Genomic DNA, 12,259 nt, shown 5'->3' on the forward strand with positions numbered 1-12,259 from the left:
TCGAGAAGTCTCAGGGCCGGGACAGTTCCAGGATCCGGGCGGCCCGGTCCGGATACCGCGCCGTGAGCCGGGCCGCGTCCCCGTGCTCGTAACCCCCGAAGGTGAATCCGGGCGCCATGGTGCAGCCGAAGAACGTCCACGCTCCGCCCTCGGCGACGCGCCCGCCCATCCAGGTCCCGGCGGGCACGGTGAACTGCGGGTGCTGGCCGCCGAGGACGTCCGGGCCGAGCACGGCCGTGGCGGACGTGCCGTCGGGGGCGAGGAGCAGGAGCTCCAGCGGGTCGCCGAGGTAGTGGTGCCAGATCTCGTCGGTGGGCAGACGGTGCAGCGCGGAGAAGTCGGCGGCGGTCAGCAGGGCGACGATCGCCGACCCCTCGGGCCGTCCGTCGGGCCGTTCGGGGCCCGCCCACGTCTGGTGGTACAGGCCGCCCTCGCGGGGCAGGGGCTCGAGTCCGTAGTGGGCGACGAGGTCTTCGGGCGTCACCCGGGGAAGGCTACCTCCCGCCGCGGGAACGCCAGTTGAGCGTGGTTCCCCGGCCCGGTCCCCGTCCTCGTACGTCCACGGGGAGCAGGACGTCCCCCGGCGCGGATCGATGCCCTGGGGTACCGGCGGGCGGCCCGAGCGCGCGCACGGCATGATCGGAGGCATGGACGTCACCCTTCACCTCGCCCAGGACTCCGCGGCCGACGAGCTCCTCGGGCGCTCTGCGCTGGCCGCGCTCACCGGGATGCTGCTGGACCAGCAGGTCCCGATGGAGTGGGCGTTCAAGGGCCCGCGCACGATCGCGGACCGGCTCGGCGCCGAGGACCTGGACGCGCACGACATCGCCGTCATGGACCCCGAGGCCTTCGGCGCGCTGCTGTCCGAGAAGCCGGCCGTGCACCGCTACCCGGGCTCCATGGCCAAGCGGGTCCAGCAGCTGTGCCAGTACCTCGTGGAGCACTACGACGGGAACGCCGAACTCGTCTGGAAGGGCGTGGACGACGGCCGCGAGCTGCTGAAGCGGCTCCAGGAACTGCCCGGCTTCGGCAAGCAGAAGGCGCAGATCTTCCTGGCGCTGCTCGGCAAGCAGTTGGGCGTGCGGCCCGAGGGCTGGCGCGAGGCGGCCGGTTCGTACGGCGACGCCGGCTCCTTCCGCTCGGTCGCCGACATCACCGGGCCGGAGTCACTGACCAAGGTGCGGGCGTTCAAGCAGGAGACGAAGGCCGCCGCCAAGGCCGCGAAGGCCACCGGGAAATAGGGCGTCAGCCGACCGGCCCCCCGGGGTGGCGCGGCGTGCGCGGCCGGTCGGAGCATGGAGCATGACAGACCCACCGAACTCCTGGAGTCCGGAGTACGACGACCGCAAGGTCCACGCCGGAGCCGCACCAGGCGCGCACGCACCGGAACCGCCCTTCGAGGGTCCCCTGCACGCGCTGTCGAAGGCCGCCTGGCAGGTCGTCCTGCTCACCGGCGTGGCCTCGCTGATCCTCGGCGTCCTGGTCCTCGTCTGGCCGGGAGCGTCCCTGTTCGCGGCCGGCGTCCTGTTCGGCCTCTACCTCCTGTGCAGCGGCGTCTTCCAGCTGGTCGCCGCCTTCGGCACGCACCGGACGACCTCGCTGCGCGTGCTGGCCTTCGTCAGCGGCGCCCTGTCGATCATGCTGGGACTGTTCTGCTTCCGCGGACCGATGCAGTCGATCCTGCTGCTCGGGCTGTGGATCGGCATCGGCTGGCTCATCCGCGGGATCACCCAGACCCTGGCCGCCCTCCACGACCCGTCCATGCCGGCCCGCGGCTGGCAGATCTTCCTCGGGATCGTCACGTTCATCGCCGGCATCGTCCTGATCGACTCGCCCTTCCGGTCCGTCGCCGTCCTCACCCTGGTCGGCGGCATCTGGCTGGTCGCGGTCGGTGTCGTCGAGATCGTCACGGCGATCCGCGTGCGCGGCCGCGCCCGGCAGGTGCCGCGCGAGGTATAGCCGTACGCAATACGGGCGTATCTCGCCTCCTGCGTGCTGAACACCGGGTGCGCCGTGGGCAGACGACCTCCCGTGAGCACCGCACGCAGCCTGCCCCGCAGCCGCACCTGGCTGCGGGCGCTCGTGCTGCTGTGCGCCCTGCTGGTGCCGGGCGCACACTCCCAGGTGCACGCGACGCCCGCCGTGTCCGCGGAGATCGTCGAGTACGACGTCCTGGACGCGGCCGTGCGACCGCCGGCCGGCACCGTCCTCCGGGCCGCCGCACCCCTGCGCCTCGCACTCCGCACCGACCCGGCGCCCGCCGCCCCGCGGATCCGGACCCTGCCCGCCCCGCCGCGGCCGCCGCACTCCCTGCCCGCCCTGCGCACCGTGGTCCTGCGCTGCTGACAGGGCCCCGCTCCCCGGGAACAGTCAGCACTACGCGAGGAACACAGCCATGCCCACCGACCCGTACGCGGTCCTGCGCGCCCTGCTGCGCGCGGAGGCCGCTCGCAGCGCGCCCCGGCACCGGGATACGCAGAAACCGCAACCCCAGCAGCCCGCGCGGAAGCAGGGCCGCTGATCTCCCCCGGCGGGGGCGGGCCTACCGCCTCCGCCGGGCCGTCCCGAACAGCGAGCGGGTGATCTCCCGCCCGATCTGCGTGCCCACCGACCGCGCCAGGGACTTGAACATGCCGCTGCCGACGACCTGTTCGACGACGGAGGGCTCCTGTCCGGCCTTCGGGGCGGCCGTGGGCCGGGTCTGTTCCTTCATCTCCTCGGGTCCCTTGGCGCCGGTCGCCTTCGCGGCCTCGAGCTTCTCGTACGCCGACTCCCCGTCCACAGCCTGTGCGTAACGTCCGTACAGCGGCGAGGCCCGCACCGCCCCGCCGAGGGCGCCCGGGTCGACGGGCCCCATCAGGGACTCGGGGGCACGCAGCCGGGTCGCCGCGACCGGGGTCGGGGCCCCCTTCTCGCTCAGCACCGTCACCACGGCCTCCCCCGTCCCCAGACCGGTGAGCAGCTCCTCCAGGTCGTAGGCGGAGTTCGGGAAGGTCTTCACCGTCGCCTTCAGCGCCTTCTGGTCGTCGGGCGTGAAGGCACGCAGCGCGTGCTGGACGCGGTTGCCGAGCTGTGCGAGGACATCGGACGGTACGTCCTTCGGAGTCTGCGTGACGAAGAAGACGCCGACCCCTTTCGAGCGAATGAGCCGCACGGTCCGGGTGATCGAGTCCAGGAAGGCCTTCGAGGCGTCGTCGAACAGCAGATGCGCCTCGTCGAAGAAGAAGACGAGCCCGGGTTTGTCGGCGTCGCCGACCTCGGGAAGGTCGTGGAAGAGGTCGGCGAGCAGCCACATCAGGAAGGTCGAGAACAGCTGCGGCTTGTCCTGCACGGCGGGCAGTTCGAGGACGGACACCGTGCCGCGCCCGTCCTCGGCCGTCCGCAGGAACTCGCCGGTGTCGAACTCCGGCTCCCCGAAGAAGCCGGCCATGCCCTGCGCCTCGAAGGCGGTGAGGGAGCGCAGGATCACCCCGGCCGTGGCGGTCGACAGCCCGCCGATGTCCTTCAGCTCCGCCCTGCCCTCGTCCGAGGTCAGGAAGGCGACGACCGCCCTCAGGTCTTTGAGGTCGATCAGCTCAAGGCCCTTGGTGTCGGCGTAGTGGAAGATCAGGCCGAGGGACTGCTCCTGGGTCTGGTTCAGCCCGAGCACCTTGGACAGCAGGACCGGCCCGAAGCTGGTGACGGTGGCCCGTACGGGGACGCCGTGCCCGAGGCCGCCGAGCGCGTAGAACTGCGCCGGAAAGCCGGCCGGCGTCCATTCCTGGTGGACCTCGGCGGCCCGCCCCCGCACCTTGTCGTTCGGCTGCCCGGGTGCCGAGATCCCGGACAGGTCGCCCTTGACGTCGGCGAGGAAGACCGGCACGCCGTGCGCCGACAGCTGTTCCGCGACGAGTTGGAGCGTCTTGGTCTTGCCGGTGCCGGTGGCGCCCGCGACCAGGCCGTGGCGGTTGAGCATGGGCAGCGGGATGCGGATCTTCGCGTCCGGCAGGCACGTCCCGTCCCACAGCAGGGCTCCGAGGTCGAGCGCCGGCCCGGTGAAGGCGTATCCGGAGGCGATCTCCAGGGCCGCGCCGGGGAGGGCGGGAGCACTTCCGGGTGCCTCGGCAGCAGTGGCCGGACGCATGGTCTCGCTGTCACTCATATCGGGCCCCTGTTGCTGTTTGCCCCGTTTTGAAACGTCTTTTCCAGCGTCGCACTCCGTCTCCATGGCTGCGCCCGGAAGGTCTTGACCGGTAGGCTTTCCGTGTGATCTTCAAGCGCATCGGAAACGGCCGGCCGTACCCCGACCACGGCCGGGAAAGCACCCGGCAGTGGGCGGACGTCGCGCCGCGCCCGGTCCGCCTCGATCAGCTCGTCACCACCAAGGGACAGCTCGACCTGGAGACCCTCCTGGCCGAGGACTCGACCTTCTACGGCGACCTGTTCGCACACGTGGTCAAGTGGCAGGGCGATCTGTATCTCGAGGACGGTCTCCACCGTGCGGTGCGGGCCGCCCTGCAGCAGCGCCAGGTGCTGCACGCGCGCGTGCTCGAACTGGACTGACCCGCAGCTGAGCCCGGCCTGCCGGTAAAGGCTTGACCCTTTTGGGTTCACCTGCGCGGACTGCAATGATCATCTAGTAGGCATTGCCGCCCAGGCGCACTACGCTGCGCCCATGAGCATGCTGACTCCCCCGGGCATGGGCGGCAAGTACAAGATCACGGGGGACAAATACCCCCGGATGCGCCAGCGCCGTCGGCGTGGCAGGCTCGTCGCCGCGGTCGTGGCCTCCGTCGCCGCGCTCGCGGTCATCGCCTGGGGCACCCTGCAGCTCATCGACGTCTTCACCGGCGGCGGCAAGAAGGCTTCGGCGGCCGGCACCAAGGCGGACTGCGGATCCGGGGTGAGCCCGTCGGCCGGCCCCTCCGCCGGCGCCAAGGGTGCCGCCGCCCCCAAGCCCGGCCAGATCACGGTGAACGTCTACAACGCCACCACGCGCAGCGGCCTGGCCAAGAGCACGGCGGACGAACTGAAGAAGCGCGGCTTCAAGATCGGCGACGTGGGCAACGCGGCCAAGGCGTTCGACAAGAAGGTCAAGGGCACGGGGGTCCTGCTGGGCCCCGCGTCCTCCCTGAACAGCTCGCTGCCCGTGCTCGCCACGCAGCTCTCCACCGCCGAGCGCCGCACGGACGCGGCCCGCAAGGGCGCCGACCTCGATCTGATCATCGGCGACGGCTTCAAGACCCTGACGACCAAGCCGGCCTCGGACAAGGCGCTGGCAGCCCTGGCCGACCCGAAGCCGACGCCGACGTCGAAGAAGAGCTGCTGAGCAACACCCTGAAGGGGCGCGGGGAACTGCGCGACAAGCCACCACGAACGCACAGCCGGCAACACACCCGCACCCCGACGGCAAAATCGGCGAACGCTACTCCGCCGAGCCGTAGAGGCGGTCGCCCGCGTCCCCCAGCCCCGGCACGATGTACCCGTGCTCGTTGAGCCGCTCGTCGACCGCGGCCGTCACCACGGTCACCGGCGTGCCCGCCAGCTCCCGCTCCATCAGCTCGACGCCCTCCGGCGTGGCGAGGAGCACCACGGCCGTCACATCGTCCGCGCCGCGCTTGATCAGCTCCTGGATCGCCGCGACCAGCGTGCCGCCCGTGGCCAGCATCGGGTCGAGGACGTACACCTGGCGCCCGGAGAGGTCCTCGGGCATGCGGGAGGCGTACGTGGACGCCTTGAGCGTCTCCTCGTCGCGGATCATGCCCAGGAAGCCCACCTCGGCGGTCGGCAGCAGCCGCACCATGCCGTCCAGCATGCCGAGACCGGCCCGCAGGATCGGCACGACCAGCGGGCGCGGATAGGAGAGCTTCACGCCGGTCGTCGCGGCGACCGGAGTGACGATGTCGACCTGCTCGGTGCGCACGTCGCGCGTGGCCTCGTAGGCGAGCAGGGTGACGAGTTCGTCGGCGAGCCGGCGGAAGGTCGCGGAGTCGGTGCGCCGGTCGCGCAGGGTGGTGAGCTTGTGGGCGACCAGCGGATGGTCGACGACGTGGAGACGCATGCCCTAACAGTAACCGCGCCCCCACAACCCTTGCGCTGGCATCAAACCGCCCATCAGAGGGAAAGTGGGAGGGACGGACCGGGGGGTGGTGAGCCTATGCCTGACCTGCCTGAGAGCGAAGCCGGGAAGGACGCGTCGCCGGACGAGAGCGACGCGGAGCGCCGTCGGCGCAGGGCCCAGTTCCTGCGTGACCTCGCCGAGGCGCGCGAACTGCGCGACCGTGTCCAGCCGCGCCGCGCCAAGACCGCCCGCCTGCGCCACGCCATGCGCATGCGCACCTTCCGCTGGTAACTCCGGCCGGACTCACCGCACGTGGAAGGGCAGCCCTTTGCGTGCCGACAGGGATCGCCGCGTACGATCCCGCTCGTGGCCGATCAAAACGGGCGGACACAGGGAGCCGAAGACGTCCCCTGAACGCCTTGTTTCTGCCACGATTCCGAGTGGGTGGGGCTCGGAGCACAGCTCTCCCCGCCCTGAACCTCCGCCGGGGGGACCCCCAACCGGCACGTCTATGACCAGTGGGAGAGTCACGGTGTACTTCGCCGCACTGCTCGCGCGCACCGAAGACGGGTGGGAAGCGAGCGACACAGAGCTCGACGATGTGGAGACCCTGTCGGATCTGGCCGACCTCGCCCGGGAAGCCTCGACCGAGGACGACACGGTGCTCGTACTGATCGAGCAGGAAGACGCGTGGTTCGGCGTCGTCCGCGTCGACGGCGAGGACGACCCTCGTATCTACGTCTCGGACGCCGCCGCCGCTGCCCGCAGCAGCTACGGCGAGATCCTGCTCACCGACGAACTGCTCGGAAGGGAGCCCGGCGACGACGGCGCCGACCTGGACTCCCTCGACCTCGACGGGACCGAGGACGGTGAGGACGAGGACGGCGACGGCGACGGCGACGAGGACACGCCGTCCGCCGAGGCCGTGCCGCACAGCCCCGTCGGCGACGTCGAGATCCTCGACGACCTGGGTGTCACCGCCAAGGAGCTGCGCATCCTGGACGACGACGCCCTGAGCGCCATCGCCGAGGCGCTGGGCGCCTCGGAGGTCCTGGAGACCGTCCGCTGAGCGCTGCAGCGACCGCAGAAGGCACCCCGGACCCGGTGCGCGACCCGTGGCGGGCCGCGATGCGGCACGCGCTGGACGAGGCCGTACGGGCCGGCGGGGACGTCCCCGTCGGCGCCGTCGTGCTGGCCCCGGACGGCACGACCGTGCTCGCGGCCGGGCACAACGAGCGCGAGGCCACCGGCGATCCGACCGCGCACGCCGAGATCCTCGCGATCCGCCGGGCGGCGGCCGGGCTCGGCGAGTGGCGGCTCTCCGGCTGCACGCTCGTCGTCACCCTGGAGCCCTGCACGATGTGCGCGGGCGCGATCGTCCAGTCCCGGGTGGACCGGGTCGTCTACGGCGCCCGCGACGAGAAGGCCGGAGCGGCCGGCTCCCTCTGGGACGTCGTACGCGACCGGCGGCTCAACCACCGCCCCGAAGTGATCGAAGGCGTGCTCGCCGAGGAGTGCGCCCGCCTGCTCACCGACTTCTTCCGGTCCCGCTGATCCCTGTCCCGCGGGCCGCTGAATACCGATTTCGGAGCACCGCCCGGCGTGCTGTAAGGTCTCCCTCGGTAGCGTGTCCGAGCGGCCGAAGGAGCTCGCCTCGAAAGCGAGTGTGGCGCAAGTCACCGAGGGTTCAAATCCCTCCGCTACCGCTCGAAAAAGGGCCCCGTCGAAAGACGGGGCCCTTCGTGCGATCATGTGCGGTCGTTGGGCAACTTGTGACTCGGGAGGCCGCGGTGGCGGTGAATGCGAAGAAGATCGCCGTCTATGCGCTCGCGGTCTTCGCCCTGTACGTGATCATCACAGACCCTGCCAAGGCGGCGGACTACGTCCAGATAGGGTTCGAGGGCATCTCGGACGCCGCGAAGGCCATCGGCGACTTCTTCACCTGGCTGGCCAACGGGGCCCATTAACCAGGAGCGCGCATGATCCGGCATCTCGTCCTGTTCAAGCTCAACGAGGGCGTCCTGCGCGACGATCCGCGTGTCACGGCGGGCGAGGAGGCGTTCCGGTCGCTGGACGGGAAGATCCCCGAGATCCGCTACTGGGAACTGGGCTGGAACCTCAGCGACCGCCCCATCGCCTACGACTTCGCCATCAACTCCGGCTTCGAGGACGCGGCCTCGCTGCGGCGCTACGTCGAGCACCCCGAGCACCAGGCGGGCGTGGCGCTCTGGAAGGAGTTCGCCACCTGGGTGATCGCCGACTACGAGTACTGAGCCGGCCCCCGATGGGCCCTGCACCGGAGCCGGTGCAGGGCTCTTTTGCATGGTTTGCCCCAACTTGCTATCAACACGGCGTAATGCGGTGCTTGCACACAGTCCACATCTCTTGTGATGCTATGACCACTTTTGACGGATGAGTTGATCGATTGCGAGGCGGAGTTGACCGTGCCGGCCAGTACTGCGCCTCAAGCACCACCCCGGGAAACCGTGCCGGAGGTCGCGACGGAGGTCGCGACGGAGGTCGCGACGGCCCCGACCGAAGCCGCAGCCCCGCGCAGCCGCGGCGCCGACACCCGGGCTCTCACCCAGGTGCTCTTCGGCGAGCTCAAGACGCTCATTCCGGGCAGCCCGGAACACATCCGGGTGCGCGGGGCGCTGATCGAGGCCAACCTCCCGCTCGTGCGTTACGCGGCGGCCCGCTTCCGCTCCCGCAACGAGCCGATGGAGGACGTGATCCAGGTCGGCACCATCGGGCTGATCAACGCGATCGACCGCTTCGACCCGGACCGGGGCGTGCAGTTCCCGACCTTCGCGATGCCGACCGTGGTCGGCGAGATCAAGCGGTACTTCCGCGACAACGTCCGCACGGTCCACGTCCCTCGCCGCCTCCACGAGTTGTGGGTCCAGGTCAACAGCGCCACCGAGGACCTGACGACCGCCTTCGGGCGCACCCCGACGACCGCCGAGATCGCCGAACGGCTGCGCATCACCGAGGAAGAGGTCCTGTCCTGCATCGAGGCCGGCCGCTCGTACCACGCGACCTCCCTGGAGGCCGCCCAGGAGGGCGACGGACTGCCGGGGCTCCTCGACCGGCTCGGCTACGAGGACCCCGCCCTGGACGGCGTGGAACACCGGGATCTCGTGCGCCATCTCCTCGTACAACTGCCGGAGCGGGAACAGAGAATCCTTCTGCTGCGCTACTACAGCAACCTCACCCAGTCACAAATCAGCGCGGAACTCGGCGTCTCCCAGATGCATGTGTCGCGGCTACTCGCGCGTAGCTTCCAGCGGCTGCGATCCGCCAATCGGATCGAGGCATAAGAGGCGCACAGGCGCACGCTCCGGAACACCGCAGATCGCAAACAGGATCGACGCGTAACCTGCGAGAGCGAATCGCTCACCAGGGATGTTCCTGACAGTTCTGCGCCGAAAAAGCCTCAGACCCCCTCTTTCCAGGGCCGATTCGCATCTCACGTGTCGACATGTCACTACAGCGTGTTGCCGACATGTGACATTCTTCCCCAAGCGCGTTTGCCGGGGCTTCGGCTCCGGTATTCAGGTGAAGGCTGAACTCCTCGCCGAGGGGACTTCGGCCGCGACCGTCCCGCGACCCAGAGGGGGTGGCATGTCCGCAGATCAGGGCAGCTCGAAGGTGCTCACGCTCACGAAGAGCGATTCCGCGCCCGCCGACGCCGTGCTCGACGAAGCTCCGTTGGTGCAGGCGCCCGACGCCCCGACCATCCCGGCCCCGGGGAACATCGACACCCGCACCCTGTCCCGCTCCCTTTTCCTGCGGCTCGCCGCTCTCGACGAGAACAGCCCCGAGCGTGCGTACGTGCGGGACACCCTCATCGAGCTCAACCTCCCGCTGGTGCGCTACGCCGCGGCCCGCTTCCGCTCGCGCAACGAGCCGATGGAGGACATCGTCCAGGTCGGCACGATCGGCCTGATCAAGGCGATCGACCGGTTCGACTGCGAGCGGGGCGTGGAGTTCCCGACCTTCGCGATGCCGACGGTCGTCGGTGAGATCAAGCGGTTCTTCCGCGACACCTCGTGGTCGGTGCGCGTGCCGCGCCGGCTCCAGGAGCTGCGCCTGGCCCTGACGAAGGCCAGTGACGAGCTCTCCCAGAAGCTCGACCGCTCCCCGACCGTCCCCGAACTCGCCGCCGTGCTCGGCGTCTCCGAGGAGGACGTGGTCGACGGCCTCGCGGTCGGCAACGCCTACACGGCCTCCTCGCTGGACTCCCCGGCCCCCGAGGACGACGGCGGCGAGGGCTCCCTCGCGGACCGCCTCGGCTACGAGGACACCGCCCTGGAGGGCGTCGAGTACCGCGAGTCCCTGAAGCCGCTGCTGGCCAAGCTCCCGCCCCGCGAGCGGCAGATCATCATGCTCCGCTTCTTCGCCAACATGACCCAGTCGCAGATCGGCGAGGAGGTCGGCATCTCACAGATGCACGTCTCCCGTCTGCTGACCCGCACACTGGCACAGCTGCGCGAGGGGCTCATCTCGGACTAGGCGGTTTCCGGCGGCCCGGGGGTTCCTATTTGACGGGGCGTCAGCCACCATGGCGCGATGCTGCGTGGAACTCCTCGGACGACATGGACACATGGCCGTCGAGGCGCCCTGATCGGCGCGTCGGCGGCCGTCGTCTGTCTGGGCGCCGCACTGGCGGCGTGCGGGGGCGGCGGTCCTGGCGGGGGCTACGTCGCCACCGGCGCGGCCGGCGGCGCACCCCGGGACTCGGGCACGGTGGCGGCTCCGACGGGCGGCGTGACACTCGTGCCGCTGGACGGCGGCCCGGAGCGGAGCGACTCCCCCGCGGCGGGCGGCAGTTCCAGCGGCGTACCGGACGGCCTGCCGACGGGGACGGCACCGGCACCCGCCGCCGGGACCACGTCGGCGGACGGCGGCGGCCGTGCCAAGTCCGCGCCCGCGAGCCCGTCTTCACCGTCGCCGACGGCAACTCCCGTCCCTACGGCGACCGCTGGGCCCGGCGACCTGAGCTGGAGCGATCCGAAGCGGAAGGCCACGGACCGGCGCTGGTGCGAGGACGTGACGCTGACCTTCACCAACGCCGGCGGCACGGCGGTCCGTTCCGGCACCGTCACCTTCGGCACGCACATCATCGGCGCGCTCGGCATCGACTGGGCGACGATGACGTCGGACGTGCGGCTCCCGGCGCCGATCGACGCCGGGGCACGCAGGAAGAAGACCTGGACGGTGTGCGTCGACGCCTGGCGCGTGCCGCTCGGCATGCACATCGAGACGCGGGACGTCACCGTCCGGTGGAAGTGACCTGAGCTCCCGCTACATCATCGCGAGCCAGGCGACGGCCGCGACCACCGCCACGGCGACGACGATGCCGACGATCAGGCCGATCCGGGGACCGGACGCCGCCGGAGCCTGCTGACGGCTCTGCCGGCCCTGCGGGCCCTCGTCGACGAACGCGCGGAACATCTGGGTGCTGCCTGCGGGGTCGTGGTTGCCCTGGGGGCCCTGGGGGTTAGCCATGGCAGCAGACCCTAGCGAATCACCGGGTGTGGCCCAAGTGGGGGGAGGGCGACCTCTACAGCCTCTCGACAATCAGTCTCACCTGCGCGTTTACGTTCGCAATACTTGCCTTTGCCAAGTTTTTGTTCCGCGCCCGCCCATTTTGTTTGCCTGCAGCAACCAACAACTCTTATGGTTGCCCTAAGCAACGAATGCGGGAGGTGGGATGGCCGAGCAGGCGCAGTACGAGGAGCTGATCAGGCAGTTCAGCGCCTTCGGTGCCGTGAAGCGGGAACTCGGCCGGATCCTGCCGTCCGACTGCCCGAGCGGCAGCGCCGCCGTACTGACCCTTCTGGGCCGCTACGGCGACATGCGCATGAGCAAGCTCGCGGAGCTGCTCGCCGTGGACATGTCGGTCACCAGCCGCCATGTGGCGCACCTCGCCGAGCGCGGCTGGATCGACCGCTCTCCCGACCCGGCGGACAAACGGTCCCGGATCGTGCACCTCACACCTGCGGGCCTGGCCTGCCTGGAGGAGCTGTCCGAGCGGACCACGCTGTTGCTCGCCGAGCGGCTCGCCGACTGGAGCGACGAGGAGGTCGCCCAGCTCACCCGGCTCATGACCCGGCTGCGGGCGAGCTTCGACGACTGCCGCCCCGCGCCGCCCCGGCTGCCGCCGCCGGCCGTCGCACTCGAACCGACCACCCGTACACCCGCAAGCACTTGAGA

The 12,259-nt window shown here is 70.5% G+C and carries 19 protein-coding genes and 1 tRNA gene; 16 read left to right on the forward strand and 4 right to left on the reverse strand.

Going from position 1 to position 12,259, the window contains the following annotated elements; all coding sequences use genetic code 11:
* Positions 1-10 precede the first annotated feature (10 nt).
* Positions 11-484: a cupin domain-containing protein gene (locus ACIBN2_RS42285; RefSeq protein WP_399142896.1), complete on the reverse strand. Its 474-nt coding sequence runs from the start codon at positions 482-484 to the stop codon at positions 11-13.
* A gap of 163 nt (positions 485-647) precedes the next feature.
* On the opposite strand from ACIBN2_RS42285, the gene ACIBN2_RS42290 reads away from it, so the two are divergent.
* From ACIBN2_RS42290 to ACIBN2_RS42305, 4 genes are all read left to right on the forward strand, one after another.
* The gene (locus tag ACIBN2_RS42290; RefSeq protein WP_399142898.1) at positions 648-1,241 is read left to right on the forward strand and encodes an HhH-GPD-type base excision DNA repair protein; all 594 of its coding nucleotides are present in this window, start codon (positions 648-650) and stop codon (positions 1,239-1,241) included.
* A 61-nt stretch (positions 1,242-1,302) separates the two neighbouring features.
* The gene (locus ACIBN2_RS42295) at positions 1,303-1,959 is read left to right on the forward strand and encodes an HdeD family acid-resistance protein (RefSeq protein ID WP_399142900.1); all 657 of its coding nucleotides are present in this window, start codon (positions 1,303-1,305) and stop codon (positions 1,957-1,959) included.
* A gap of 72 nt (positions 1,960-2,031) precedes the next feature.
* Positions 2,032-2,346 carry a hypothetical protein gene (locus ACIBN2_RS42300; protein ID WP_399142902.1) on the forward strand — a complete coding sequence of 105 codons (315 nt, stop codon included), beginning with the start codon at positions 2,032-2,034 and terminating at the stop codon, positions 2,344-2,346.
* A 49-nt stretch (positions 2,347-2,395) separates the two neighbouring features.
* On the forward strand, positions 2,396-2,521 hold the full coding sequence (locus ACIBN2_RS42305) for a hypothetical protein (protein WP_399142903.1): 126 nt from the start codon (positions 2,396-2,398) through the stop codon (positions 2,519-2,521).
* A 21-nt stretch (positions 2,522-2,542) separates the two neighbouring features.
* Here ACIBN2_RS42305 and ACIBN2_RS42310 read toward each other — a convergent pair whose 3' ends face one another.
* Complete coding sequence (locus ACIBN2_RS42310) at positions 2,543-4,141, reverse strand: helicase HerA-like domain-containing protein (RefSeq protein ID WP_399142905.1); 1,599 nt, start codon at positions 4,139-4,141, stop codon at positions 2,543-2,545.
* A gap of 104 nt (positions 4,142-4,245) precedes the next feature.
* Here ACIBN2_RS42310 and ACIBN2_RS42315 point away from each other — a divergent pair, with 104 nt between their 5' ends.
* Complete coding sequence (locus ACIBN2_RS42315) at positions 4,246-4,542, forward strand: type II toxin-antitoxin system VapB family antitoxin (protein ID WP_003999914.1); 297 nt, start codon at positions 4,246-4,248, stop codon at positions 4,540-4,542.
* A 112-nt stretch (positions 4,543-4,654) separates the two neighbouring features.
* On the forward strand, positions 4,655-5,308 hold the full coding sequence (locus ACIBN2_RS42320) for a LytR C-terminal domain-containing protein (RefSeq protein WP_399142907.1): 654 nt from the start codon (positions 4,655-4,657) through the stop codon (positions 5,306-5,308).
* Between the two features lie 96 nt (positions 5,309-5,404).
* On the opposite strand, the gene upp is transcribed toward ACIBN2_RS42320, so the two are convergent.
* A complete protein-coding gene (gene upp / locus ACIBN2_RS42325; RefSeq protein WP_399142909.1) occupies positions 5,405-6,040 on the reverse strand; it encodes a uracil phosphoribosyltransferase in 636 nt (211 codons plus the stop codon).
* Positions 6,041-6,136: 96 nt separating this feature from the next.
* Here upp and ACIBN2_RS42330 point away from each other — a divergent pair, with 96 nt between their 5' ends.
* The 9 genes from ACIBN2_RS42330 to ACIBN2_RS42370 all read left to right on the forward strand — a co-directional run bounded on the left by ACIBN2_RS42330 (position 6,137) and on the right by ACIBN2_RS42370 (position 11,335).
* Entirely contained in the window at positions 6,137-6,331 is a 195-nt protein-coding gene (locus ACIBN2_RS42330; RefSeq protein WP_399142910.1) for a hypothetical protein, read from the forward strand.
* A gap of 241 nt (positions 6,332-6,572) precedes the next feature.
* Complete coding sequence (locus tag ACIBN2_RS42335; protein ID WP_399143037.1) at positions 6,573-7,109, forward strand: hypothetical protein; 537 nt, start codon at positions 6,573-6,575, stop codon at positions 7,107-7,109.
* Positions 7,110-7,168: 59 nt separating this feature from the next.
* Complete coding sequence (gene tadA, locus ACIBN2_RS42340; protein ID WP_399143038.1) at positions 7,169-7,594, forward strand: tRNA adenosine(34) deaminase TadA; 426 nt, start codon at positions 7,169-7,171, stop codon at positions 7,592-7,594.
* A gap of 67 nt (positions 7,595-7,661) precedes the next feature.
* A tRNA-Ser gene (locus tag ACIBN2_RS42345) sits at positions 7,662-7,746 on the forward strand.
* A gap of 84 nt (positions 7,747-7,830) precedes the next feature.
* Positions 7,831-8,007 carry a hypothetical protein gene (locus ACIBN2_RS42350; RefSeq protein ID WP_399142912.1) on the forward strand — a complete coding sequence of 59 codons (177 nt, stop codon included), beginning with the start codon at positions 7,831-7,833 and terminating at the stop codon, positions 8,005-8,007.
* 12 nt (positions 8,008-8,019) lie between these two features.
* Positions 8,020-8,313: a Dabb family protein gene (locus ACIBN2_RS42355; RefSeq protein ID WP_399142914.1), complete on the forward strand. Its 294-nt coding sequence runs from the start codon at positions 8,020-8,022 to the stop codon at positions 8,311-8,313.
* Between the two features lie 171 nt (positions 8,314-8,484).
* A complete protein-coding gene (locus ACIBN2_RS42360) occupies positions 8,485-9,360 on the forward strand; it encodes an RNA polymerase sigma factor SigF (RefSeq protein ID WP_399142916.1) in 876 nt (291 codons plus the stop codon).
* 304 nt (positions 9,361-9,664) lie between these two features.
* The gene (locus tag ACIBN2_RS42365; RefSeq protein ID WP_399142918.1) at positions 9,665-10,555 is read left to right on the forward strand and encodes an RNA polymerase sigma factor SigF; all 891 of its coding nucleotides are present in this window, start codon (positions 9,665-9,667) and stop codon (positions 10,553-10,555) included.
* Positions 10,556-10,612: 57 nt separating this feature from the next.
* Entirely contained in the window at positions 10,613-11,335 is a 723-nt protein-coding gene (locus ACIBN2_RS42370; protein ID WP_399142920.1) for a hypothetical protein, read from the forward strand.
* A gap of 12 nt (positions 11,336-11,347) precedes the next feature.
* Here ACIBN2_RS42370 and ACIBN2_RS42375 read toward each other — a convergent pair whose 3' ends face one another.
* Positions 11,348-11,551 carry a hypothetical protein gene (locus ACIBN2_RS42375; protein ID WP_399142921.1) on the reverse strand — a complete coding sequence of 68 codons (204 nt, stop codon included), beginning with the start codon at positions 11,549-11,551 and terminating at the stop codon, positions 11,348-11,350.
* A gap of 205 nt (positions 11,552-11,756) precedes the next feature.
* Between ACIBN2_RS42375 and ACIBN2_RS42380 the strand changes: the two genes are divergently transcribed.
* Positions 11,757-12,257, forward strand: a complete 501-nt coding sequence (locus tag ACIBN2_RS42380) for a MarR family winged helix-turn-helix transcriptional regulator (RefSeq protein ID WP_399142923.1) — start codon at positions 11,757-11,759, stop codon at positions 12,255-12,257.
* Positions 12,258-12,259 lie beyond the last annotated feature (2 nt).

It is taken from the genome of Streptomyces sp. NPDC050534 (assembly GCF_044457745.1).
GTDB lineage: Bacteria > Actinomycetota > Actinomycetes > Streptomycetales > Streptomycetaceae > Streptomyces.